Here is a 24075-nt window from a genome sequence, read left to right as displayed (position 1 = left end):
CAATATATTTGTCCCGATACCGTGCGACATTTAAAAAAGTTATTCCCGACAGACAATAAGTAAGGCGGGTTTTCAGTTATATTTGTGTTCACCAAGGAAAAATCATTAACGATTATACACATCATGAGATTGAAATTAATTCCGTTATTGGCGATTAGTCTTTTATTACTTGGCTCCTGTAGTCTTTTTAAAGGAAAAGACAACGGAACTTCTTCTACCACAGGCTGGGCGTATAACGATCCGGATAACGGTGGTTTTGAATACCAGGCGGGATACCATCAGGAAACAGGTCCGGGATTGGTCTTCATAAAAGGAGGAACCTTCACAATGGGACGTGTTGAGCAGGATGTTATGTATGATTGGAATAACACACCAAGAAGGGTAACGGTTGCTTCGTTTTACATGGATGAAACGGAAGTAAGAAATATTGACTGGCGCGAATATTTATATTGGATTAAAAGGGTATATCCTGATGACAAAAAAAAGTATAACGAGGCTCTTCCCGATTCATTGGTTTGGAGAGACGAGCTGGCGTATAACGAACCTTACCTGGAAAACTATTTCCGTCATCCGGCTTACAGCAACTATCCGGTAGTAGGAGTTAGTTGGGTACAGGCAACTCAATATTGCAAATGGCGTACCGACCGTGTTAATGAACGAATTCTCATTAACGAAGGTGTCCTCACGGATGACTTGTCTCAGAAGGGACAAAGTGTTTTCACTACTGAATCATATCTGAACGGTTTATATCAGGGTGTAGAAGGCGACAATCCGATGAAGGATTACTCAAAGGATGGAGCTACCCGTCATGTAAAACAATCAGATGGTTTGCTTCTGCCAAACTATCGTCTTCCTACCGAAGCTGAATGGGAATATGCTGCCCTTGGTTTGGTTGGAAATACGGATGGAGAGCTGTTGACCGACCGGCGTATTTATCCGTGGAACGGAAATCAGATACGAAATACACAGAAAAAATACCGTGGTGAAATGATGGCCAACAGTGTTCGTGGAAGAGGTGATATGATGGGTATGGCCGGTGCATTAAATGATGGGTATGACATTACGGCCCCGGTGACATCATTCTGGCCGAACGACTATGGTCTCTACTGCATGGCAGGAAATGTGAACGAATGGGTTCAGGATGTATATCGCCCGGCAGCGACACAGGATGAAGCAGAATTCCAACCCTTCCGCGGAAACGTTTATACAAAATACAAACGTGATGCTGATGGCAACCTGATGCGTGACGACTACGGTCGACTCATTGTTGATACGGTTGCTAACGTTAAGAACTTCCGCGATGGTGATTATCAGTCTAGAATTGAAGATTCGGAAGACTGGAACTCGGAAACCTCAAAAGCAGACAGTACTTCCAAAAATATGTATGAAACAAATGCCGGACAATTTGCACCGCGCATTACGGACAATGTCAGAGTCTATAAAGGAGGAAGCTGGAAAGATCGTCCATACTGGTTAAGTCCGGGAGCTCGTCGTTATATGGATCAGAATAAGGCGACCGATGATATTGGTTTCCGTTGTGCCATGACACACCTGGGTAGTCCCAGCAACGGAGATTAATGATAAAAAATATTACCAATTGAAAACCTCAGCATTTTGACTGAGGTTTTTTATTTTTAGGCCATGACAACGGAAGAACTATATCAGCTATTCACCTCGCATCCGAGCATTTCAACAGATAGTAGAAACATCAAAGAAGGATGCATTTTTTTCGCACTGAAAGGAGACAACTTCAACGGAAATCAGTTTGCTGCCAATTCGATCGAAAAAGGTGCTGCCTACGCCATCGTTGACGAAACAAAATATGCGACAAATTCGCGCATCATATATGTGGAAAATGTTCTGGAAAGCCTTCAACAATTGGCACGCTTTCACCGTCAAAAGTTGAATCTGCCAATTCTTGCCATTACCGGTACCAACGGCAAGACTACGACCAAGGAGTTAACGGCTGCTGTTCTGTCAAAGAAATTCAAAATCGTTTTTACACAGGGGAACCTGAATAATCACATCGGGGTACCGTTAACTTTGCTGTCGATGACGGCTGAAACGGAACTCGGAATTGTGGAAATGGGAGCCAATCATCCGGGCGAGATCGCTACGCTTTGTGAAATTACTCTTCCCAATTTCGGTTTGATAACCAATGTGGGCAAAGCTCACCTCGAAGGATTTGGTTCTTTCGATGGGGTAAAAAAAACCAAAGCAGAATTATATCGTTTCGTCGAACGGACAGGAGGAAAGATATTCATCAACCAGGCCAACGCTCACTTGAAGGAAATGGCTGGAGAAACGTCAAATATTCCTTACACAACTGATAAAAACGAACCAGGCTTTCAGGGCGAATTAATCGAGTCCAATCCATTCATGGTTTGCAAAGTGAAATTCCCGAAAGGTTGGCTTTATCTCAAAACCAAACTCATTGGTGGCTACAACCTGGAAAATGCACTTGCTGCTGCAACAATCGGCAACTTCTTCGGGATCGATCCGCTAAAAATAAAAGAGGCTTTGGAAAGCTATGTTCCGGCCAACAACCGCTCGCAATTCATCGAAAGCAACAGTAACAAACTGCAACTCGATGCGTACAATGCCAATCCGTCGAGTATGCAGGTGGCACTGGATACTTTTCAGCATATTAACAATACACCTAAGGGAGTAATATTGGGCGACATGTTGGAGCTAGGAACGACTTCGGCCAAAGAGCATCAAAAAGTAGTTGACCGGTTGGCTTCATTCGGACCGGATTTTGTTCTGCTGGTTGGACCTGAATTCGCGAAATGTCAGATGCCCGATTCCTTCCAATCGTTTCGAACGACGGAGGAAGCCAAAACCTATTTAGAGAACACAAAGCCCTCAGGATATTATCTGCTCATAAAAGGATCGCGCGGAATGAAGCTGGAATCGCTGGTGGAGAAATTATAAACGAGCTGAATCAAATTCAACCCGTCTATAAATCGTAGTGGAAATATCAGGAATACTAATTTTCAACTTTCAGCACATCGGAAATGGCTTGTTTAAAAGTATCTTTAGGCAAAGCGCCCATCGCCATTTGCGGTTGCTCGTTTACTGGAACGAAAAGTAACGACGGGATACTCTGAATGCCAAACATTCCGGCCAGTTCCTGCTCTGCTTCTGTGTCGATTTTATAAATCACCAGTTTGTTACCATATTCTTCCTGAAGTTCTTCCAGGATGGGAGCAACAATCTTACAGGGCTGGCACCAATCGGCGTAAAAGTCAATAATACAAGGAGTATCTCCTTCGAATTTCCATTCCTTATTCTCCTCAAAGTTGAATACTTTTTCTTTGAATGTCTCTTTGGTTAAATGTTCAAGCATAGATTACAATTTTCATGATAAGTTACTAATAGGGTCAACAAATGAATATCTGTCATTGTTCCCTTCCGGGACAAAGAACAATAAGTTCGTTGAAAACTTCTATTTTTGTCAACAATTTAAAAATTTGCAATTAACCATAAATATCTCCATATGCCTAATCGGCAGAACTTTAAATCAAAGTTAACGCACAAAGTATTTGGTACCATTGCCGAGATTTCGGACGGTCAGAACCTGGAAACCTATGTCATCGGAGGTTTTGTAAGGGATTTACTGCTCGACCGGAAACGGGAAAACTACGATATTGATATTGTCACGGTAGGCAGTGGCATTTCGCTCGCGCGGGATGTAGCCAGTGCCATTAATCCCAAACTCAATGTTTCGGTATTCAAAAATTTTGGAACCGCCATGTTCAAATTCGACAACATCGATTTTGAGTTTGTTGGTGCCCGTAAAGAATCGTACCGGAGCGATAGCCGAAAGCCAATTGTGGAAGATGGCACCCTGGAAGATGACCAAAAAAGGCGCGATTTCACCATTAATGCATTAGCGCTTTCGCTGAATAAAGATCGTTTCGGTGAACTGCTCGATCCGTTTGGCGGACTGGATGATCTCGCGAATAAAATCATCCGCACACCGCTTGAACCAGGAATAACCTTCTCCGACGATCCGCTTCGCATGATGCGGGCCATTCGTTTTGCCACCCAGCTAGAATTTATCATCGAGGACAAAACCTTGGAAGCGATTACGGAACAGGCCGAGCGGATTAAGATTGTATCGATGGAACGCGTTATGGATGAACTGAACAAAATCATTTTATCATCCAAACCATCGGTGGGATTCAAGTTGCTGGATAAAACCGGATTACTGCCCATTATTTTCCCGGAATTTGTCAAACTGAAAGGACGCGAAATAAAGCAAGGCATCAGCCATAAAGATAACTTCTACCACACACTTGAAGTTCTCGACCGCATTTGCCCCAATACCGACAATTTGTGGTTACGCTGGTCTGCCATTCTGCACGACATTGCCAAACCCGCTACCAAGCGCTTTGTCGAAGGACAGGGCTGGACATTTCATGCGCACAACTTCATCGGCTCGAAAATGATTCCCGGCCTGTTTAAGAGGCTAAAGCTTCCGCTGAATGAGAAAATGAAGTTTGTACAAAAGATGGTTCTGCTGCATATGCGCCCCATCGTTCTTTCAGAGGAAGAGGTATCCGATTCAGCTGTCAGACGTCTGCTTTTCGATGCCGGAGATGATATTGAAGATCTGATGACATTGTGTGAAGCCGATATTACGTCGAAGAATGCCGACAAAGTAAAACGGTACATGCATAATTTCCGGATAGTCCGGCAAAAACTGCAGGACCTGGAAGAACGTGATGCCATCCGAAACTTTCAACCTCCCGTTTCCGGAGAAATCATCATGGAAACATTTGGACTTAGTCCAAGCCGGGAAGTAGGTATGCTGAAAGCTGCCATCAAAGATGCCATTCTGGATGGCCTCATTCACAACAATTACGAAGAGGCCTACAATTATATGATTGAAAAGGCAAAAGAGATGGGATTATCGCCAGTGAAATAAGTTACTCGTAATGTAATACGGTTACTATCGGAAGGTGGTCGCTGAAACCTCCGTGATAAGCTGGCCCCAGGTAAGTACGATTAGGTTTACTGCCCAGGTATTTTTCGTCTGCTTCCAGCAAAAAGGCTTCATGACAAATATGGGTTCGGGAAAGATCCAGTTTGAGTTGTCCTCCATCCAGCAACGAAGGCGAACAAATAAACTGATCGAAGACAGCCCATTGCCCCTGATTCCTCAACGTTCCGATGGACTCATTTCTCCAATTACTTGTAAGATTGATCAGTGAATCTTTTCCATTGATGTTTGTAAATTGAGCAGCGCGCAAAACATCCCGCAGACAGCCTTCATTCATGGTCGCATTAAAATCGCCCATCAGTAAAATGCGCGCGTCTGGTTCACTTTTAAAAATGGTATCGATTCGTTGCCGTAAAATACGTGCGGCGAAGTTACGCTTCTTCTTTGTTGCCATATAACCGCCATAGCGTGATGGCCAGTGGTTGACAAAGAAATGGACTGTATCACCGTTTAAACGCCCGGAAAAGTAAAGGATATCGCGTGACTCGAACTGCCTCTTCCCTTCTTTCACCACGCGCAAAAAATCGAAGTCAACCGGATCGATCCGATCCTTTCGGTAAAGCAATGCCACATCAATACCACGCGGATCCGGCGAATCCTTATGAATAATGCCATAAGGAACCCGGCTCAGCGGCGTATTGTCGATTAAGCGCTTGAGCACCCATCGGTTTTCTATTTCCGCCAGACCAATTATATCAGGAAATTCGCCCTTCCCTGCTGCAATCAGCGTTTTATAAATATGTTGAAGCTTTGCATCCAACCGATGATAGGTCCAGTGATTCTTCCCGTCAGGGGTGAAATCATCATCTTTGGTTTCCGGATCATTTTTGACATCAAACAAGTTTTCCACATTGTAGAATACAATGTGGAAATCATTTTTCGAAGCAGATTGTGGTTCAGAAGAGAGAAGATTAACCATCAGTAAAATAGCCAGTATCGGCAATGACATATGCAGTTATTTCGAATCAGCCGTTTTTTGTGGATCCTTTTCAATCCGTTCGTAGGCTCCCAGGTCGGGTCCGGCATCATCCAACCGACTTTCCCCTAGGAAATCATTCGGGAACATTTTGGCATAACTCAGTTTACCAATGTCTTTTACAGAGGAAAGTGTATCCAGCTGGAAGTTCCCGTTATACGGATCAATGAAACGCGGGTCGGCATTTCGAAGAATTCCCAGGTAATGGGAGTTATTATCGATATCAATTGTATCGCTAAGCTGCAACAGGCAATTGTCGAAAAGATAATTGGCCTCGCCCTTCTTATCCATGCGCACCAGTAACTCATTCGACCTGTTCCCTGTAACAATGCAGTTCCCGAACGTAGCCTGCGTCATATTCCCCACATAACGCATATCGGTTTTACTGTCGACCAGGTAATTGGATACAATCAATGTTTCCGTATTCCTGATGCCCGTAGAAAGTGCATTATAGTAATTAGCAAACGTAGAATGATAAAACTGATAATCACCGCCCAACAATAAGGCCGTATTGTAATATCGCACATTGGATATTACACAATTACTTGCCAGTATTTTCGATTTCATGGCCCAAATGCCGGCCCAGCTCATATTCTCAATCCGGGTATCTGCAAGATCGACCGACGCATACCCTTCATGCTCAATAGTTCCCACCTGCAATCCAATATTGGCATTTTTGATAACAGCGTGTTCAAACCGGTTATTATGGCTTCCGGAAAAAAGAATGATGCCGCTCCACTGGTCAGGTAAATCACCATACATCGATTCAAGTCGATCTCCCTGAAAAACAACAGGCTCATCATTTGTCCCCTGAACATCAAGCGAACCTTTCACATAAAATCCGGCGCCATCATGAAAATAAATGATGGTTCCCGGCTCGATCGTCAAAACAGCCCCGGAATCTACATAGGCATAATTGTACACCAGGTAAGGCTTTTCATTTGTCCAGGTAGTTGTCCCAATCACCTTGGAATTAATTCGCTTAAAATCCTGTCCCCAGGCAATCAGGTTAACATCCTGCATAATACCGTTTACACTGAAAACAATAGAGTCTTCAGCGACCATGGGTATGTTTCCCCCGTTTTCACCGAGCGTTACTTCCACGAAAACAAAGATACTGTCATTCGGAGGGATTTCGACATCGTAAACATCATTGGCTACTTCTCCATTTACATTTAAACGGAATCCACTTTTATTGCCGCCAGCCAGCTTGATTGAGGAAATTACGAGGGTACTGTTGGTCGGATTAACGACACGAACATTACGGGTGGGCGACCCAATGGAGGTAAAAATGGTATCGAAGGCAACCGTGTCGGTTGAGAAACGCAGAAGGGCATCATTAGATGAATTGATGTTTTCCTTTTCACAGGAAGCAAAAAGGTACACCAACACCATAACAACCAGTATTTTACAAAAGCCCCTCATAAGTTTAAATATGCGCCCTCAATAACATCATCACGGCCAGGGAAGTAGCGACCTCCCCATGCTCAAATATAATAATTATTATTAAACTCCTTTAACATTTTTTAACTTTCGAAATATTTTTTTTCGAAAAAGAAAAAGACCGAGAAACATCAATGCTCCATTTAAAATAAGAATTTCAAAACCAAATCGATAACCAAACAGCAATTGTTCCGACCATGTATCGATGGCCCAACTTATGAGTGGAGCAGCAACAGCCAGAATGGGAATAGCACGGTCGTTCACTTCGTATTTTGTAAACATCCCAAAAGCAAACAATCCAAGTAACGGACCGTAGGTATATCCTGCTACTTTAAAAAGTGCCACCACCACACTTTCGTCATTAATCACCCGAAAAAGCACAATTACGAAGAACAGAATCACTGAAAAACCAACGTGCACCATTTTTCGCTGCTTCTCCTTTTTATCATCCGTCCGCTTCTGAAACTTCAGAAAATCGACACAAAATGCCGTGGTTAACGAAGCCAAAGCCGAATCAGCACTCGAATAGGCTGCCGCAGTAATTCCTAACAAGAATGCAATACCAATAGATAGGCTCATCTTGTTCATCGCCAGCAAAGGATACAAATCATCCGTCCTTTCCGGAATAGGCGTTCCCGTCTGCGCAGCAAACATGTAAAGCAAAACGCCCAATCCCAAAAACAAGGTTACTGCTACTACAAAGCTGGCACTAAACCAGAGCATATTTTTCTGTGCTTCTCCTACATTCCGGCATGTCAGATTTTTCTGCATCATATCCTGGTCAAGGCCAACCATAACGACCGTGACAAACATCCCCGCAAAAAACTGTTTGAAGAAATTATTTCCCGATTTCCATCCCCAATGAAATATCTTGGAATCGGCATGATCAGTTATATGCCGGAAAGCTTCTCCCACCGACCAACCAAAATGGTTCAGGATATAATTAATCGTCAGAACGACTGCCAGAATCAGAAATGTGGTCTGCAAGGTATCGGTCCACACAATGGTTTTGATTCCTCCCCGGTAGGTATACACCCAAATCAGTAAAATGCTAATCATTACGGTAACCCAAAAGGGAATACCAAACGCATCGAAAAAAGCGAGTTGCAATACTCCAGCCACCAGGTATAGCCGAAAAGCCGCCCCGATCGTACGGGAAAGAAGAAAAAAGAACGAACCGGTTTTATAGGCCGCCGGCCCAAATCGTTCTTCGAGGTAACCATAAATCGAAACCAGATTCATCTTGTAGTACATGGGCAAGAGTACTCCGGCGACAACCCAGTATCCTACCAAATTACCCAATACAAATTGAAAATAGGAAAAAGCCGAGCTCCCGACTTCTCCGGGAACGGAAATAAAAGTAACGCCCGAGAGCGTAGCCCCAATCATTCCGAAAGCCACCACATACCAGGGCGATTTCCGGTTAGCCGTGAAAAAAGTATCAGAGTTTGCCCCTTTCGCCGTTAAGCGCGAAATAAGTATCAGCAAAAGAAAATAACCGCCAATGACGGCCAGCACAATAAATGGATTCATGATTTAGTTTTGGGCGTTATCGGGATATAGGAGATATTTTTTACGAATCTGTCGATAGGCATCGAGTTCCGGTTTCCATGACGCGCGAATTTCCTGTTCAGTCTTTCCCTCCCTGATTTGTTTAATCACAGCATCTGTTCCCATCAGCAAATTAAACCAACGCTCGCGGGTCAGAAAATCCTTCTCATTAGGAAAGCGATGATACCAATCCAAAAAGTATTTCAGCGTAAAGCGCGGTACACTCTTCAGTTCCCTGAAATCTTCTCCGTAACATTTCTCACCCAAATGAGGCGGCGATTTGGCCATACCAACAATACTCTCGGGCGTAAACGAAAAGGAACCAAATTTTGGATTAGGATATCCCAGCACCTGGAAAGGAAAATAAGTTCCCCGCCCAACACTCACACTGGTGGACTCGAAAAAACAGAGCGACGGATACAAACGAATCGACAAATCATTCGGTAGATTGGGTGAAGGTTTCACGGGCAAAGAATACCGATCCTGATGAGCGTAGTTTTTAACCGGGATGACTGTTAAATCAACTTTTTCATGATTTGTCAGCCACCCTTCGCCATTGATCATCCGAGCCAGTTCTCCAACGGTACAACCATGCACCACCGGAATGGGATCCATCCCCACGAATGAGCGAAATTCGGGTTTCAAAATGGATCCGGCTACGTAATCGCCGTTGGGATTGGGGCGATCGAGAATCATCATTTTCACTCCGTTTTCGGCGCAAGCCTCCATCACATAATGCATGGTACTGATGTAAGTGTAAAAACGACAACCGACATCCTGTATATCGAAAACAACCCAATCGATTCCTTTTAACTGCTCCGGGCTAGGCTTTTTCGTTTTTCCATAAATCGATATAACCGGCAAGCCCGTTTGTTTATCAACCGTATTTTCCAACTGTTCCCCTGCATCAGCCTTACCTCTGAAGCCATGTTCAGGCGCAAAAACTTCTTTCACCGGAATTTGCTTTTCGAGCAGAAAATCAACCAGGTGCTGACCATTTACCATGGAGGTTTGATTTACCACCAGTGCCACATTTTTACCTTCCAGCAACGGCAAATATTTTCCGGGTTGTTCGGCACCAACGATTATCTGTTTTTCATTCGCGTTTACACAAGAGAAAAAGAGAAAAACGGAAAATAAGAACAGGATATGATTTTTCACGGGTTTAGTTTTTATAAACGATTCAGAAAATTGTTAGGATTAATCAATTAAGACTTTAAATTTGTCATACATATTACTTCCGACTAAAATACAAATTTATGACAAACCCTGAAGTAAAAATAACGATTTCTAATACGGAATAAACAGACACAGTACAATCCATTTACTAATTTTACGAAAATCGAAATTGTCCATCACTACAACTTATGACATCATGAAGCTCCAGAGAAACCTGCTTGGATTAATCAACCTCATTATCATCCTCTTTCACCCGGTTATGAATCAAGCCGCCAATCCAGTCCGGCCACCATTCTACGCATACGAGAACGACGCGTGGGTCGATTCGGTATTTCAATCACTTAGCTTTGATGAAAAAATTGGCCAGTTGATTACTGTTGCAGCCTATTCTAACACCGATGAAGCCCACACCCAGTCGATTTTACAACAGATAGCCGAAAATAAAATCGGAGGTCTGGTCTTCTTTCAAGGTGGACCGGTACGTCAGGCACAATTAACCAATAAATTCCAGCAGGCATCAAAGGTTCCTTTGTTAATTGGCATTGATGCGGAAAACGGGTTGGGAATGCGCCTCGATAGTTGCATTAGTTACCCTGACGCCATGGCTATTGGGGCCGTTCAAGATGACTCGTTGGTTTATCAGATGGGGAAAGACATTGGTCAGCAATGCAAAAGGATGGGCATTCAAGTCAATTTTGCACCGGTGGCCGATGTCAACAGCAATCCTAAGAATCCAATTATCGGGTACCGCTCTTATGGTCAGGATGTAGAAAATGTCACCCGGAAAGCAATGATGTATGCGTTGGGAATGCAAGAAGAGAATATTCTTCCTACCGCCAAACATTTCCCCGGACACGGCGATACTGAAAAAGATTCGCACAAAACACTTCCGGTTATTCCATTTGACAAGACACGCCTTGACAGCCTCGAAATTATGCCCTTTCACCGGTTGATTTATGCAGGAGTTGGCGGCATTATGGTAGGTCATCTCGATGTGCCAGCATTAGATTCAACCGGTACACCTGCATCACTTTCGAAGCCAATTACCGGACAACTGCTTCACGATGAACTGGAATTTCAAGGGCTCACCGTGACCGATGCCATGAACATGAATGGCGCAAAAGTGGATGGACGTCCCGGAACAGCTGATGTAATGGCTTTAGCTGCCGGCAACGACATGTTGGAGTTTGTCACCGATCCGAAAGCGGCCATCAAAGCCATCGAAAAGGCAGTAAAACGGGGAAAGATTACCAAAGAAGAAATCGACCAAAAGTGCCGCAAGGTATTAATGGTAAAACGATGGGCTGGTCTGAACAACTGGAAACCGGTAAAAACAGATAGCCTCTACGAAGATTTGCAGAAGCCGCTTTATCATTTGACTTCCCGTGAATTGACCAGGCATAGTATCACGCTTTTACAAAATAAAGGCGACCTGTTACCTCTTCAGGAACTTGATACCTTACACATCGCGACCGTCAGCATCGGCCGTGATTACGATACTGTATTTCAAAAAGCACTGGGGGAATATATGGAAGTCGACAATTTCCATATTGATAAAAATGCCCCCCGCAAAGCACTTCAGGAGCTTCTTCCTCAGTTGAAAAATTACAACCTGGTGATTGCCGCGGTCAATAACTTTTGGATGACTCCTCAGGACAATTTTCATCTAACTCAACTTCAGCTCGATGCAACAAATATCATCAGTAAAATGAACAACTCGGTTGTGGTATTATTCGGTAATGCCTATGCGGCCAACGCATTTCGTGACCTCAACGATGCCCGTTCCGTCGTTATGGCTTACCAGGAAACCGATGATGCTGAAAGCCTGGCTGCACAGATGATCTTTGGTGGCATTGCTGCGAAGGGAAAATTACCGGTTACGCTAAATCAGTTTTTCCCGGCTGGAACCGGAATACAAACGAAAACATTGGGACGTTTTTCCTACACAATTCCCGAAGCTGTTGGAATCGATTCTCACTACTTGGAACAACGCATCGATTCGCTGGTGAACATCGGCCTTACGCAAAAAGCATATCCCGGATGTCAGATATTGCTGGCGAAAAACGGAAAAATATTCTTCCACAAATGCTATGGATACAGAACCTACAACGACCAGATACCAGTAAAACCATCCGACATCTACGACTTTGCATCATTGACTAAAGTAACCGGTCCGTTGCCGGCATTGATGAAACTGGCAGACGAGGGGAAATTCAATGTCGACGATAAGTTTTCGAAATACTGGCCCGAATGGAACAATACCAACAAAGCCAACATCCACGTTCGCGACATACTGGCCCACCAGGGACAGCTCGAAGCATGGATTCCCTACTGGAGAAGTATCGTGAAACCTAACGGGCGGTTTAAACATGGATACATTCGACATCGTCCTACCAGGAAGTATTCTCTTCGCGTAAGCGATAGAATGTACCTGAATCACAGCTTTATTGACACCATATATTCCGACATTGATAAATCACCTTTATTGCCTAAAAAGCAATATGTGTATTCCGGATTGACCTTTTATCTCTACCCACAAATCATCGCCAACCTGACGGGAGAGGATTATCAGAAATACATACACGAAAACTTTTACGGACCACTGGGAGCATCAACGGTTACCTACAATCCTTATCTGAAATATCCTATCAACCGCATGATTCCCACTGAAGACGACACGTTCTTCCGCCACCGGCAAATTCAAGGATTTGTGCACGACGAGGGGGCAGCCATGATGGGCGGCGTTTCGGGTAATGCGGGGCTTTTCGGAACCATTAACGATGCAGCCAAAATCATTCAGATGTATCTGAATTACGGGACATACGGCGGGAAACGCTACATAAGTGAAGCGACTATGAAAGAATGGACCCGCTGCCAGTTCCCCGAGAACGATAACCGGCGGGGACTCGGATTCGACAAACCACTGATTGACAACAGTGAAAAAACAATCGATGAAGCTTATCCGGCTCCGTCATCCAGTACAAAGAGTTTTGGGCACAGTGGATTTACCGGAACATTTGCCTGGGCCGATCCGGAAAACAGGCTTCTTTTCATGTTCTTTTCCAACCGGGTTTATCCTACCCGAAACGACCGGAAACTCTACGAATTGAACTTAAGACCCCGCCTGCACCAAGCTGTTTATGATGCACTTAAACGGGGATTAAAAAGCGAAGGAGAAGAGCAGAAACATGTTATAAAACATTCGCAAAAAAACGGACTCGACTACCTGTCAGGCGAGAATCCACCATTTTGATTTTCTGATAATTGCGAATAATTCGAGCGGGTTTTTATTTGTTAATTAATGTGAATTTTACGTAATAACAGAAGTGTAATCGATGTTACCGTTGGGTTATTAAATATTTAATTTTATTTTTAAGGTGATACATGTTTTACTTCCAAATCTTTTTATTAACAAGATAAAATCCTACCGCTATGACAAAGAAAATAACATTCAACGAGCTCAGGAAAATTAAAGACAGTTTGCCTGACGGTGCCATCCACCACATTGCTGAAGAATTAGGCATTGAGGTTGAGACCGTCAGGAACTATTTCGGCGGAGCAAATTATGAAAAAGGCAAAGCAGTTGGAATGCACCTCGAACAAGGCCCCAATGGCGGTATCGTTCTTTTAGATGATACTACGATCCTCGAAAAAGCGGAAGAAATTCTTCAACATCACGAAGTATAAAAATATTAAAGAGAAAAAAATCTATTAACTGCCTCAAAACCTGAGGCAGTTTTTTTTGTACCTTCCCCAACAGACGCTAACCTTCACAATCATGAGAAAAATATTTCTGATTCTCTTTTTACTCTCCGGTTGGTATATGGGGGCTGAAGCCCAATCAGCTGCCGGATGGCGCTCCCTGTTCAACGGAAAAAATCTGAAAGGATGGGAAACCTATGTCGGCCCACTCGAAAAAGGAGGAAAACCACTTGGTATCAAGAAAGATCCAATGAAGATTTATTCGGTAGTAAAAGAAGACGGACAACCTGCTATCAGGATATCAGGCGAAATCAACGCTTCCCTGGCAACCCGGAATTCCTTTGAGAATTACCACCTCCATCTCGAGTTTAAATGGGGAAAGCTTGTCTTTTCTCAACGTAACTCCGGATTACTCTATCACAGCTACGGACCATTTGGTTCAGCCCTCAACGTCTGGATGAATTCGCACGAATTGCAAATGAAACATGGCAATTTAGGAGACTTATATTGCATGGGCGACACTTATAGTAAAATCCCGTGTATAAAAAACGGAAATCAGTACATCTACCAGACTGGCGAGGCACAGGTGGCTTTCGGAAATGACGAAGCCGCAAAAATTTGCTCCAAAAGTGCCGACTACGAAAAACCACTCGGCGAATGGAACTCCATCGACCTGTATTGCTTTGGCAGTACCTCCGTTCACGTCATCAACGGCAAAGTAAACATGGTCAGTTATGACTCACGCAAGTGGGTTAACGGAGAACTGCTACCCTTAGTAAAGGGCAAAATTCAGTTGCAATCGGAAGGTGGAGAGCTGTTCATCCGCAACATCAGAATAAAACGCATCAAGGAATTACCTTCTGACTTTTAGCAAAGATGCATCAGTCACACTCCCCAATTTCTTCCCAATGAGAATCTTGCGGAAGAAGCAGGCAGAATAAGCCGTTTCGGAAATCGTGTATAGCAATAAATCGGCTAAAAAGTTTGTCATCTGTTTTTGCAGGAAACAAAAAAAATCTATATTTGCAACGCTTTTAACGAAAGCGGGAGCTTAGCTCAGTTGGTTCAGAGCATCTGCCTTACAAGCAGAGGGTCGCTGGTTCGAATCCAGCAGTTCCCACACGTTCATATTTAGGATTTTATTTTTTTTAGGGAGCTTAGCTCAGTTGGTTCAGAGCATCTGCCTTACAAGCAGAGGGTCGCTGGTTCGAATCCAGCAGTTCCCACTCAAAGGATTTCACTTCTGTGGAATCCTTTTTTTATGCCCTTTTGGAAGAAAAAGCTAAAGTACTTCCGCTACCACAAAGGTACTTCCACCAATAAAAATCATGTCGTCGGGTTCAGCATGCTGCTTTGCTGCAGTCAGCGCCTCGACAACTGTCGGATATTTCTGTCCTTTCAATCCCAAATCAGTTGCTTTCAACTCCAGCATATTTTCCGACATTGCCCTTGGAATGGACGCCTTGGTAAAATAGTAAACGGCATCCTTCGGCAAGAGCCGCAAAACGCTGCTCACATCCTTATCGTTGACCATTCCCAATACAAAGTGCAGTTTTTTATAAGGAGTCTGATGTATCTGATGTACAATTTCACGGACCCCGGCCTCGTTATGCCCCGTATCGCAAACAATGCGGGGGTTCGCACCAAGCACCTGCCAGCGTCCAAGTAAACCGGTATTTTTCACCAGGTGTTCCATGCCCCTGTACAAGGCATCGTCCGAAATTTTCCAGCCCCGTTCTTTCATAACATCCATGGCGGCCAAAGCTGTGCAAAGATTCCGTCCCTGGTATTGGCCCAATAAATCCAGCTGAAGCTGCTCGAAACGAAGTGTATTATTATAGCGCACATTGAACAGTTGCTTTCCCTCAGGCGAAGCCATGGAATAGCCGGTCTGATACAATTGATCGGCAAACCTCAGCGGAATGCCCAGACTTTCTGCCCTTTCGGTGAAAACCGGAGCCGTTTCTTTCATGGTTTCCCCTACCACTACCGGAATTCCTTTTTTCATGATACCGGCCTTTTCACCGGCAATCTCAGTCAATGAATTTCCCAACAATGCCACATGGTCAAGACTGATATTCGTGATAACCGACACCTCTGGAGTAATGATATTCGTGGAATCGAGACGACCGCCCAAACCAACTTCCACCACCGCTATATCAACACGTTCGCGGGCAAAATAATCAAATGCCATGGCTACAGTCAACTCAAAAAACGACGGTTCCATCTTCTCAAGCTGGTTACGAGCCATGAAATCGTCGACAAAGCGCACAACCTCCTCTTTCGGAATTTTCACACCATTCACCCGAATACGTTCCCTGAAATCTTTCAGGTGCGGTGAGGTATATAGTCCCACCCGGTAACCTGCTTCCTGAAGCACACTCGCCAACATATGCGAAACCGATCCTTTTCCGTTCGTTCCGGCCACATGTACGCTCCGGAATAATCGGTGCGGATGTCCGTAAAGCTCATCCAGCGCCAGCGTATTATCCAGGTTATTTTTATACGCTGCCGGTCCTTTACGCTGGTAAAAAGGCAATTGCTCGTATAAATATCTCAGTGTCGCTTCAAATCTGTCCATAATGTGAAAAGAATTTATCAACGGGTTAAAGTTCGTAAATTCATTTCGACCTGCCGTACACCGGATGCAAAAAATACTACCTTTAAAAGCAAACCCTTCAAACCCTACGAATATGACGCAATCTAAAGTATTCGTCCTCGACACTAATGTCATTTTGCATGACCACAAGTGTATCTACAATTTCGAAGACAATGACGTTGTTATCCCGATCACTGTTTTGGAAGAGCTGGATAAATTCAAACGAGGCAGTGATCAGATTAATTTTCAGGCCCGTCAGTTTGTGCGCATTCTGGATGAAATCGTCGGCGACGACCTCTTCAACGGAGGATTATCGCTTGGACCGAAAAAAGGCAAACTCATTATCGAAACCGGGAAGCCTTTTTCCAAGCAAATGAAAGAATCCTTCCGCGATGACATTCCCGACCACCGTATTCTGGCCATCGCCGAAGCTGTTCGGGATAAATATCCCGAAAGGAAAACCATCTTTGTGACCAAAGATGTGAACCTCCGGATGAAAGCCAAATCGCTGCACATCGAATCGGAAGATTACAAAAACGACAAAATCACCGACGTCAATGTGCTTTACGAAGGTATCAGGGAAATGAATGAGTACAATGACGAACTCATCGCCAAATTATACGACAACAAATCGCTTTCGCTGGAAGAAGCCGGAATTGGAGACTCACCTTTTGCCAACGAATACCTGATTCTGAAAGGAAACCGTTCGAGCGCGCTCGCCCATTACAATCCGTTTACCAAAACCATTCAACGGGTGGACAAACACACCGCGTACGGCATAAAACCCCGCAACGCGGAACAAACCTTTTCGCTGGATGCTCTTTTAAACCCGGAGATAAAACTGATTGCCCTTACCGGGAAAGCAGGTACCGGGAAAACGCTGCTCGCTTTGGCCGCGGCCATTGCACAACACAAACTCTACGACACTACATTGCTGGCACGTCCTATTGTAGCGTTAAGTAACCGCGATTTGGGTTTCCTTCCGGGAGACGCCGAAGAAAAGGTATCGCCTTATATGCAGCCGCTTTTCGATAACCTTTCGGTGATTAAGAAAAGCTTCAATCCACGCAGCACCGAGGTTCAGTTAATCGAAGAGTTGCAAAAAGACGAACGGCTGGTGATTACGGCACTGGCCTTCATCAGGGGACGAAGTCTCTCCAACTGTTTCTTCATCATCGATGAAGCGCAGAACCTGACGCCGCACGAAGTGAAAACCATCATTACCCGTGCGGGCGAAGGCACCAAAATGATTTTCACCGGCGATATCATGCAAATTGACTCGCCGTACCTCGATATGCAGTCGAACGGGCTGGCTTTTCTCACCGACAAGATGAAAGGTCAGGACCTGTTTGCACACATCAACCTGGTGAAAGGCGAACGCAGCTACCTGGCTGAGTTAGCCAGCGATTTACTGTAAAACACTTAAGGATGTCATCGCTACTGAGCGATGACATCCTTTCTTAAACCAATTCCCGCCATTTATATTCAGGCTGTTGAAATTTTCAATCCGTTCACTCCTGACTGATTCTTGCTATTGAAATTTTCAATTGTTCCATTTCTGAACATTTCAGGCTGCTGAAATTTTCAATTCGCCAATTCTTGACTGATTCTTGCTGCTGAAATTTTCAATTGGTCCATTTGTCGTGATTTCTTGCCGTTGAAATTTTCAATTCGTCTACTTTTGACAAATTCAGGCTGCTGAAATTTTCAATTGGTCCATTTCTGAATATTTCAGGCTGTTGAAATTTTTAATTCGGAAATTCTTGACTGATTCTTATCGTTGAAATTTTCAATTGGTCCATTTCCGGCTGATTTCTGCCATTGAAATTTTCAATAAGCTCATTTCATACGAATAACTATTGTTGAAAATAAATGAACCCCACCCCATTCCGCCTCCTTCAAAATTATTTTTGTAGTTTTGCGCCGTCAATAAAAGACGCTTTTATCCTGAAAACTTTTTGACTGGTTTTTAGGTATAAAGTATGAGAAAACGTTGAATGCCTCCGGGCAGATTTGAAGCGAGAGAGGAATGAATTACAACGGAAAAAAAGTAGCTTTTACCACGCTGGGATGTAAACTGAACTTCTCGGAAACGTCCACCATTGCCCGCTCTTTTCAGGAAATGGGCTTTGACAGGACTGGTTTCAGGGACAAAGCTGATGTTTACGTTATCAATACCTGTTCGGTAACCGATACCGCCGACAAGAAAAGCCGTGCCATTATTCGTCAGGCCATCCGGCAAAATCCGGCCGCATTTATTGTGGTAGTAGGATGCTATGCCCAGCTGAAACCAGACGAAGTGGCATCAATCGAAGGAGTGGACCTGGTGCTGGGAGCCAATGATAAATTCAATATCACCAAATATCTAGACGGGCTCGAGAAACACAAAAAGGGCGATGTACATAATTGCTCCTTTACCCGTATCAACAAGTTCGACCATGCATATTCATATGGCGACCGTACCCGTAGTTTTCTGAAAGTACAGGATGGTTGTGATTATTTCTGCACGTACTGCACCATCCCAATGGCGCGCGGAAAAAGCAGGAACCCGAGCATTACCAGCCTGGTGGAAGAAGCTCAGCGCGCCGGAGAACAAGGCATTCGCGAAATCATTCTCACCGGAGTGAACATTGGCGATTTTGGGCAAAGCACCGGCGAAACTTTCTACGACTTGGTTCAGGCGCTGGACGAAGTGGAAAGTGTCGATCGCATTCGTATATCGTCCATTGAGCCAAACTTGCTGAACGACGATATCATCGAATTTGTGTCGCGGTCGAAACGAATTGCACCACATTTCCACATTCCGCTACAGGCCGGTACCAACGAAGTGCTGAAACTGATGGGACGTCGCTACGACCGTGAGCTGTTTGCACGCCGTGTGGAGAAAATCAAGGAATTACTGCCACATGCATTCATCGGAGTAGATGTAATTGCCGGCATGAACGGTGAATCGGATAAACTGTTCGAGGAATCGTACCAGTTTATCGAAGGACTGGACATTTCGCAGCTGCATGTTTTCCCTTATTCCGAGCGCTCGAAAACCAGCGCCCTGAAGATTGAAGGCGTAGTTCCGGTTAACGAACGGAAAAAAAGGGTGGAAAAACTCAAAGAGTTATCCAACCAAAAACTGAAAGATTTTTACCTGAAGCACGACGGACAAAACCACCGGGTGTTATTCGAAAAAAGCCGTTCGAAATCGAGAATCACCGGATGGACTGATAACTACATCAAAGTAGAAACCGATTTCCGTGATGAACTGGTTAACCAAATCAGGGAAGTAAAACTGTCGGGTATCAATCCTACCGGGAACATGGCCGTAATGGTTGATTAAGCAAGCCTGAAACACACATTGATATACGTCCCGTCAGGAGTTTCCGGCGGGATATTTTATTTTTATGAAAACAACAGATTTTTCATCCTGATAAGGAAAATGACAACCAAGGCGATTAATCGTTACTTTTGAAGAAATTTTTTTGTGATGAACCTGGAAAAACTCTGTACCGATGTTATCGGGATTGTAAAAGATACCGGCAAATTCATTGCCGACGAACGAAAAGGTTTTCAGCTGGATGCCGTTGAGAAGAAAGGAAAATCGGACTTTGTATCGTACGTCGACAAAGGCGCCGAAAAGCAATTAGTCGAGAAACTGCGGCAGCTTTTACCGGAAGCCGGATTTATTACGGAGGAAAACACAGCTGGAAATCAGGGAGAAGAATTAAAATGGATCATCGATCCGTTGGATGGCACCACCAATTTTATTCACGGTATGCCGCCTTATGCAGTAAGTGTGGCACTCTCTCGTGGTAACGAAATTATCCTGGGAGTGGTTTATGAAATCACGCAGGACGAATGTTTCTATGCATGGAAAGATAGTCAGGCTTACCTGAATGGAAAAGTTATCCGCGCAAGCGATGCCAAAACGACCGAAGACGCGTTAATAGCGACCGGATTTCCATATTACAATTTCGAGAAGCTGGATGGTTACCTGGAAGCCATGAACCACTTTATGCAACATTCTCAAGGCATTCGCCGGCTAGGATCTGCAGCCACCGATTTGGCTTATGTGGCAGCCGGACGGTTCGAAGCTTTCTGGGAACATGCCCTCCACGCTTGGGACGTGGCAGCTGGAGTGCTGATTATTAAACAGGCAGGAGGAAAGGTAACCGACTTTAATGGCGGCGATAATTTCCTGTTCGGTGGAGAAATCGTGGCGGCAAACGGTGCATATTTCGAGGAATTTTACGACATTGTACATAAACATCTCGGCAACTGAATACAGACCATGAGAGAAATAGACATCCTGAAAGAACAGATTGCCCGCCTCGAAGTGAAGCGTTTCGATCTGGAAGCCTGGAAAGCACACACGCTGATATACATTTCCCGCATTTTTGGTGAAGGCAGCGAACATGCCCGGCTCATCAACAACCTCAAGTACGATTATTCCAGCTGGAATCTGCGCGATACATCCGGCGGTATCAAATTAACTGACCCGATTCGCGTTCAGGCTCACGAGATATTGGATGCTGCCATTCACGAACTGGAAGTCTTCGGGTTACCCGAAAAAGCAAGTGAAACACATCAACCGTTACTCGAAGCATTCGGCAACGAGCTGACCGGACGGGAACAAAAAGAGCTGGAAAAAATTCTGGAAATGAATGCAAAAGAGCGAGATAAAGCTTTGGAAGCATTTATCGACAGCAAAAACAAAGAAACGTTGGTTGCCATTCTGTTGCAGCTACTCCGACAATCTTAATCGAACGTTTATTTCTCTATGGATTATCTATTATATCACATTCTCAGGGGATTTACATGGCTTAACCATTTTCTTCCGCTGCGTGTCCATTATGCATTTTCTGATTTTCTTTATTTTCTTGTTTATCACGTTTTTGGCTATCGCCGAAAAGTCGTTCGAACCAATTTAGCAAATGCCTTTCCGGAGAAAACAGTTCAGGAACGTAAAAAAATTGAGCGACAGTTTTATCAACATTTCTGCGACAGTTTTATCGAAACGCTTTACTTTTCCCAAATTTCTCCCGCCAGAATAAAGAAACGAATGAAGTTTCTCAATCCCGAGCTGGCTAACAACTATCTGGAGGCCGGTCGTCCGGTCATTGTCTCCATGGGGCATCATAGTAACTGGGAATGGTTGTGCAGCTGGGGTTTACACTCAGATTCAGAGTTCTATGTAGTTTATAAGACACTGCACAACAAAAGCATCGACCGCTTCTATTACAAGCTCAGAAGTCGTTTCAATGCCATCCCACTCGAAAAAAACAAAACATTCAGGCAGTTGGTGAATGATAAGAACCAAAATAAGGTGACTGCCGCTGGTTTCCTGAATGACCAGACCCCTAAGAAAAACGAGATTCAGTACTGGACTACTTTCCTCAACCAGGATACTCCGATTTTACTGGGAACCGAAAAAATTGCCAAAAAGTTAAATGCAGTGGTACTGGGAGCACATATGAGCAAAGTAAAAAGAGGGCATTACGAGGTTACCTATCATTTACTTACAGATGCGCCCAACGAATGTGCCCCATTTGAAATCACAGAAAAACACACCCGTTTTCTGGAGCAAATTATCAAAGACGAACCGGCTTACTGGCTTTGGTCACACCGCCGATGGAAACATAAACGAGAACCTGAACAGTCAGCCACCTCTGTCAAATGAAAGTATCTGTTGTCATACTCAACTGGAATGGCCGCGATTTTCTGCGTCAATACTTACCCGCTCTGGTAAAGTACAGCAACTTGCCCGAAGTAGAAGTGGTAGTAGCTGATAACGGCTCAACCGATAACAGTCGCGAGGTGGTGGAAAAAGAATTTCCTTCGGTTCGCTATTTGCAACTCAAAGAAAATTACGGTTTCGCCGAAGGTTATAACCAGGCCCTTGCTCAAATTGAGGCTGAATATTACCTGCTTCTGAATTCCGATGTGGAAGTAACGAAAAACTGGCTCGAACCGCTCATCGAAATGATGGATGCAAATGTGTCAATTGGTGCCTGTCAACCGAAGATTCTGCAAACGAAAAAGCCCGAATATTTTGAATATGCCGGGGCAGCCGGCGGTTTCATCGACCGTTTTGGCTACCCGTTCTGCCGGGGCCGCCTGCTTGATGTCGTAGAAAAGGACGAAGGTCAGTACAACGAAAGCGGCGAGATCTTCTGGGGAACCGGTGCCTGTCTGATGGTTCGTTCATCGGTTTGGAAGGAACTGGAAGGCCTGGATGCTCATTTCTGGGCGCACATGGAAGAGATTGACCTGTGCTGGCGAATGAAAAACCGCGGCTACAAAGTTTACTACAACCATCAATCCAGGGTCCATCATGTGGGTGGCGGAAGTCTTTCGTACGGGAATCCGAGGAAGATATACCTCAACTTCCGAAACAACCTGTTCCTGCTATACAAAAATTTGCCTTCCCAATTATTATTCCCGGTTTTGTTCAGCCGAATGGTACTCGACGGAGCGGCAGCACTTCAATTTCTGGCTACAGGACAGGTAGCTGCTTTCCGAAAGGTATTTACAGCACACGTGGCCTTCTACCGTCATCTTCCATTTCTGCGAAAGCAGCGGAAAGAACTCCGGGGAAATGATATCGCAACAAAGCATCCTCAAATTTACCGGGGAAGCCTGGTTTGGAATTACTACTTCCGGGGAAAGAAAAAATTCAACGAACTAAATTGGAAACCCTAGCGGGAAGTGCCCTTTTCATTCATCGTTTTCATTTTACCGTAACAAAGTTGAAGATTTAGACCTGAACTCCGATGGAATATGCTAAATTTAAAAAGCATGTGTTTCCATTTTTAGGTGAATGAAAAAGACCAGCCCTTCAGTATTTAAGGTTCTTCTGGGATTTGTCATGCTTTTTATCGCTTATCAAATCCCGGTAGCAGTCTTGCACTATCTCCGCAAGACCGAACTCTTCTTGTTACTGCTCGTTGTTTTTATGGCTGTAGCCTGGTTGGTTGCCCGTTGGCAAGGATTCAGCGGGCTGAAGGTCTATGGCTTAACGAACCTGTTGAAAAGCCCCAAACACTTGCTGGCAGGATTGATAATCGGTCTGCTTTTTTTCTCCGCTGCATTCCTTTTGGCTGTTCAGTATGATATCGTGAGGATAAACTACCTGCCTGAACCGAAAATTTTCTGGAAACAGGCTTTGCTGTTTGCCTTGGTAACTCTGCTGCCGGTCATCGCCTTCGATATTTTGTCGATGGGATATTTATACCGCTTTCTGCACCGCCGGACTTCTCCTGAAACCTTCATCATTTTTTCAGCAATTGTCAGTACAGGTAACCAAATGTACCAATTCGAAAGTGGATTAACAACACTCGCCTACCTCTTCCTGCTCGGTGTTATGCTGGTATCGCCCCTGGTAATGACCGGCAACCTCTGGTACACAATTGGCATGCATTGGGGAGTAAGTATTGTTTTCAAACTCACAAACGATGTCCTAATCATCGAAAATGGAAACAATCCAATTCCATCACAATGGATTGTCATTGCCATTGTCATCATCCTCATTCCGGTAAATCACCTTTTCATTAATCAATTATCGCTGAAAAAGCACCGCATTTCCTAAGTCAGTACTACTCAAAAATGCCGAAACATCAGCAGGCA

General features: G+C 44.3%; 19 protein-coding genes and 2 tRNA genes. 15 read left to right on the top strand and 6 right to left on the bottom strand.

Translation table 11 applies throughout. The annotated features are described in order from the left end of the window. Window positions 1–123: 123 nt before the first annotated feature. Window positions 124–1578, top strand: coding sequence for an SUMF1/EgtB/PvdO family nonheme iron enzyme (locus T426_RS0115320; RefSeq protein WP_025864313.1), 1455 nt, complete (start codon window positions 124–126; stop codon window positions 1576–1578). 63 nt (window positions 1579–1641) lie between these two features. Continuing rightward, window positions 1642–2934 carry a UDP-N-acetylmuramoyl-tripeptide--D-alanyl-D-alanine ligase gene (locus T426_RS0115315; protein ID WP_025864312.1) on the top strand — a complete coding sequence of 431 codons (1293 nt, stop codon included), beginning with the start codon at window positions 1642–1644 and terminating at the stop codon, window positions 2932–2934. 55 nt (window positions 2935–2989) lie between these two features. On the opposite strand, the gene trxA is transcribed toward T426_RS0115315, so the two are convergent. Beyond that, on the bottom strand, window positions 2990–3349 hold the full coding sequence (gene trxA, locus T426_RS0115310) for a thioredoxin (protein ID WP_025864311.1): 360 nt from the start codon (window positions 3347–3349) through the stop codon (window positions 2990–2992). A 150-nt stretch (window positions 3350–3499) separates the two neighbouring features. Between trxA and T426_RS0115305 the strand changes: the two genes are divergently transcribed. Beyond that, the gene (locus tag T426_RS0115305; protein WP_025864310.1) at window positions 3500–4933 is read left to right on the top strand and encodes a CCA tRNA nucleotidyltransferase; all 1434 of its coding nucleotides are present in this window, start codon (window positions 3500–3502) and stop codon (window positions 4931–4933) included. 1 nt (window position 4934) lies between these two features. Here the strand turns inward: T426_RS0115305 and T426_RS23935 are convergent, their stop codons facing one another. The 4 genes from T426_RS23935 to T426_RS0115285 all read right to left on the bottom strand — a co-directional run bounded on the left by T426_RS23935 (window position 4935) and on the right by T426_RS0115285 (window position 10139). Beyond that, the gene (locus T426_RS23935; RefSeq protein WP_036984467.1) at window positions 4935–5957 is read right to left on the bottom strand and encodes an endonuclease/exonuclease/phosphatase family protein; all 1023 of its coding nucleotides are present in this window, start codon (window positions 5955–5957) and stop codon (window positions 4935–4937) included. Window positions 5958–5963: 6 nt separating this feature from the next. Further along, complete coding sequence (locus tag T426_RS0115295) at window positions 5964–7379, bottom strand: hypothetical protein (protein ID WP_051538788.1); 1416 nt, start codon at window positions 7377–7379, stop codon at window positions 5964–5966. A gap of 111 nt (window positions 7380–7490) precedes the next feature. Beyond that, the gene (locus T426_RS0115290; RefSeq protein ID WP_027585927.1) at window positions 7491–8960 is read right to left on the bottom strand and encodes a sodium:solute symporter; all 1470 of its coding nucleotides are present in this window, start codon (window positions 8958–8960) and stop codon (window positions 7491–7493) included. A gap of 3 nt (window positions 8961–8963) precedes the next feature. Continuing rightward, on the bottom strand, window positions 8964–10139 hold the full coding sequence (locus tag T426_RS0115285; RefSeq protein ID WP_027585926.1) for an exo-beta-N-acetylmuramidase NamZ family protein: 1176 nt from the start codon (window positions 10137–10139) through the stop codon (window positions 8964–8966). A 214-nt stretch (window positions 10140–10353) separates the two neighbouring features. Between T426_RS0115285 and T426_RS23930 the strand changes: the two genes are divergently transcribed. The 5 genes from T426_RS23930 (at window position 10354) to T426_RS0115260 (ending at window position 15085) form a co-directional block, all read left to right on the top strand. Further along, window positions 10354–13410, top strand: coding sequence for a serine hydrolase domain-containing protein (locus T426_RS23930; RefSeq protein ID WP_025864306.1), 3057 nt, complete (start codon window positions 10354–10356; stop codon window positions 13408–13410). Window positions 13411–13589: 179 nt separating this feature from the next. Next, complete coding sequence (locus tag T426_RS0115275) at window positions 13590–13844, top strand: hypothetical protein (protein WP_025864305.1); 255 nt, start codon at window positions 13590–13592, stop codon at window positions 13842–13844. 91 nt (window positions 13845–13935) lie between these two features. Further along, window positions 13936–14730, top strand: coding sequence for a 3-keto-disaccharide hydrolase (locus tag T426_RS0115270; RefSeq protein ID WP_025864304.1), 795 nt, complete (start codon window positions 13936–13938; stop codon window positions 14728–14730). 174 nt (window positions 14731–14904) lie between these two features. Further along, window positions 14905–14979: transfer RNA gene (locus tag T426_RS0115265), tRNA-Val, on the top strand. Between the two features lie 31 nt (window positions 14980–15010). Beyond that, a tRNA-Val gene (locus T426_RS0115260) sits at window positions 15011–15085 on the top strand. Window positions 15086–15141: 56 nt separating this feature from the next. Here the strand turns inward: T426_RS0115260 and T426_RS0115255 are convergent. Continuing rightward, window positions 15142–16440, bottom strand: a complete 1299-nt coding sequence (locus tag T426_RS0115255) for a bifunctional folylpolyglutamate synthase/dihydrofolate synthase (RefSeq protein WP_027585925.1) — start codon at window positions 16438–16440, stop codon at window positions 15142–15144. Window positions 16441–16552: 112 nt separating this feature from the next. Here T426_RS0115255 and T426_RS0115250 point away from each other — a divergent pair, with 112 nt between their 5' ends. The 7 genes from T426_RS0115250 (at window position 16553) to T426_RS0115210 (ending at window position 24037) form a co-directional block, all read left to right on the top strand. After that, on the top strand, window positions 16553–17875 hold the full coding sequence (locus tag T426_RS0115250) for a PhoH family protein (protein ID WP_025865403.1): 1323 nt from the start codon (window positions 16553–16555) through the stop codon (window positions 17873–17875). Between the two features lie 612 nt (window positions 17876–18487). Then, window positions 18488–19789: a tRNA (N(6)-L-threonylcarbamoyladenosine(37)-C(2))-methylthiotransferase MtaB gene (gene mtaB / locus T426_RS0115235; protein WP_025865402.1), complete on the top strand. Its 1302-nt coding sequence runs from the start codon at window positions 18488–18490 to the stop codon at window positions 19787–19789. 147 nt (window positions 19790–19936) lie between these two features. Next, the gene (locus tag T426_RS0115230) at window positions 19937–20731 is read left to right on the top strand and encodes an inositol monophosphatase family protein (protein ID WP_025865401.1); all 795 of its coding nucleotides are present in this window, start codon (window positions 19937–19939) and stop codon (window positions 20729–20731) included. Window positions 20732–20740: 9 nt separating this feature from the next. Continuing rightward, a complete protein-coding gene (locus tag T426_RS25235; RefSeq protein WP_025865400.1) occupies window positions 20741–21211 on the top strand; it encodes a hypothetical protein in 471 nt (156 codons plus the stop codon). Window positions 21212–21229: 18 nt separating this feature from the next. Then, window positions 21230–22129, top strand: a complete 900-nt coding sequence (locus tag T426_RS0115220; RefSeq protein ID WP_025865399.1) for a lysophospholipid acyltransferase family protein — start codon at window positions 21230–21232, stop codon at window positions 22127–22129. Then, the gene (locus T426_RS0115215; protein ID WP_025865398.1) at window positions 22126–23151 is read left to right on the top strand and encodes a glycosyltransferase family 2 protein; all 1026 of its coding nucleotides are present in this window, start codon (window positions 22126–22128) and stop codon (window positions 23149–23151) included. The genes T426_RS0115220 and T426_RS0115215 overlap by 4 nt, the downstream gene beginning before the upstream one ends. 118 nt (window positions 23152–23269) lie before the next feature. Further along, window positions 23270–24037, top strand: coding sequence for a CPBP family intramembrane glutamic endopeptidase (locus T426_RS0115210; protein ID WP_025865397.1), 768 nt, complete (start codon window positions 23270–23272; stop codon window positions 24035–24037). Window positions 24038–24075: the final 38 nt, after the last annotated feature.

The organism is Prolixibacter bellariivorans ATCC BAA-1284 (assembly GCF_000621705.1).
GTDB lineage: Bacteria > Bacteroidota > Bacteroidia > Bacteroidales > Prolixibacteraceae > Prolixibacter > Prolixibacter bellariivorans.
The sequence above is the reverse complement of the archived record's forward strand: the minus strand, read 5'-3'. Positions and strand labels throughout refer to the sequence as shown.

What these genes read in the sequence shown, in the direction of transcription:
- T426_RS23935 (WP_036984467.1), bottom strand. Translation starts at nt 5,957, where the DNA reads ATGTCATTGCCGATACTGGCTATTTTACTGATGGTTAATCTTCTCTCT.
- T426_RS0115290 (WP_027585927.1), bottom strand. Translation starts at nt 8,960, where the DNA reads ATGAATCCATTTATTGTGCTGGCCGTCATTGGCGGTTATTTTCTTTTG.
- T426_RS0115305 (WP_025864310.1), top strand. Translation starts at nt 3,500, where the DNA reads ATGCCTAATCGGCAGAACTTTAAATCAAAGTTAACGCACAAAGTATTT.
- T426_RS0115230 (WP_025865401.1), top strand. Translation starts at nt 19,937, where the DNA reads ATGAACCTGGAAAAACTCTGTACCGATGTTATCGGGATTGTAAAAGAT.
- T426_RS0115320 (WP_025864313.1), top strand. Translation starts at nt 124, where the DNA reads ATGAGATTGAAATTAATTCCGTTATTGGCGATTAGTCTTTTATTACTT.
- T426_RS0115210 (WP_025865397.1), top strand. Translation starts at nt 23,270, where the DNA reads ATGAAAAAGACCAGCCCTTCAGTATTTAAGGTTCTTCTGGGATTTGTC.
- T426_RS0115250 (WP_025865403.1), top strand. Translation starts at nt 16,553, where the DNA reads ATGACGCAATCTAAAGTATTCGTCCTCGACACTAATGTCATTTTGCAT.
- mtaB (WP_025865402.1), top strand. Translation starts at nt 18,488, where the DNA reads ATGAATTACAACGGAAAAAAAGTAGCTTTTACCACGCTGGGATGTAAA.
- T426_RS0115255 (WP_027585925.1), bottom strand. Translation starts at nt 16,440, where the DNA reads ATGGACAGATTTGAAGCGACACTGAGATATTTATACGAGCAATTGCCT.
- T426_RS0115295 (WP_051538788.1), bottom strand. Translation starts at nt 7,379, where the DNA reads ATGGTGTTGGTGTACCTTTTTGCTTCCTGTGAAAAGGAAAACATCAAT.
- T426_RS0115220 (WP_025865399.1), top strand. Translation starts at nt 21,230, where the DNA reads ATGGATTATCTATTATATCACATTCTCAGGGGATTTACATGGCTTAAC.
- T426_RS0115215 (WP_025865398.1), top strand. Translation starts at nt 22,126, where the DNA reads ATGAAAGTATCTGTTGTCATACTCAACTGGAATGGCCGCGATTTTCTG.
- T426_RS0115315 (WP_025864312.1), top strand. Translation starts at nt 1,642, where the DNA reads ATGACAACGGAAGAACTATATCAGCTATTCACCTCGCATCCGAGCATT.
- T426_RS0115270 (WP_025864304.1), top strand. Translation starts at nt 13,936, where the DNA reads ATGAGAAAAATATTTCTGATTCTCTTTTTACTCTCCGGTTGGTATATG.
- T426_RS0115275 (WP_025864305.1), top strand. Translation starts at nt 13,590, where the DNA reads ATGACAAAGAAAATAACATTCAACGAGCTCAGGAAAATTAAAGACAGT.
- T426_RS25235 (WP_025865400.1), top strand. Translation starts at nt 20,741, where the DNA reads ATGAGAGAAATAGACATCCTGAAAGAACAGATTGCCCGCCTCGAAGTG.
- trxA (WP_025864311.1), bottom strand. Translation starts at nt 3,349, where the DNA reads ATGCTTGAACATTTAACCAAAGAGACATTCAAAGAAAAAGTATTCAAC.
- T426_RS23930 (WP_025864306.1), top strand. Translation starts at nt 10,354, where the DNA reads ATGAAGCTCCAGAGAAACCTGCTTGGATTAATCAACCTCATTATCATC.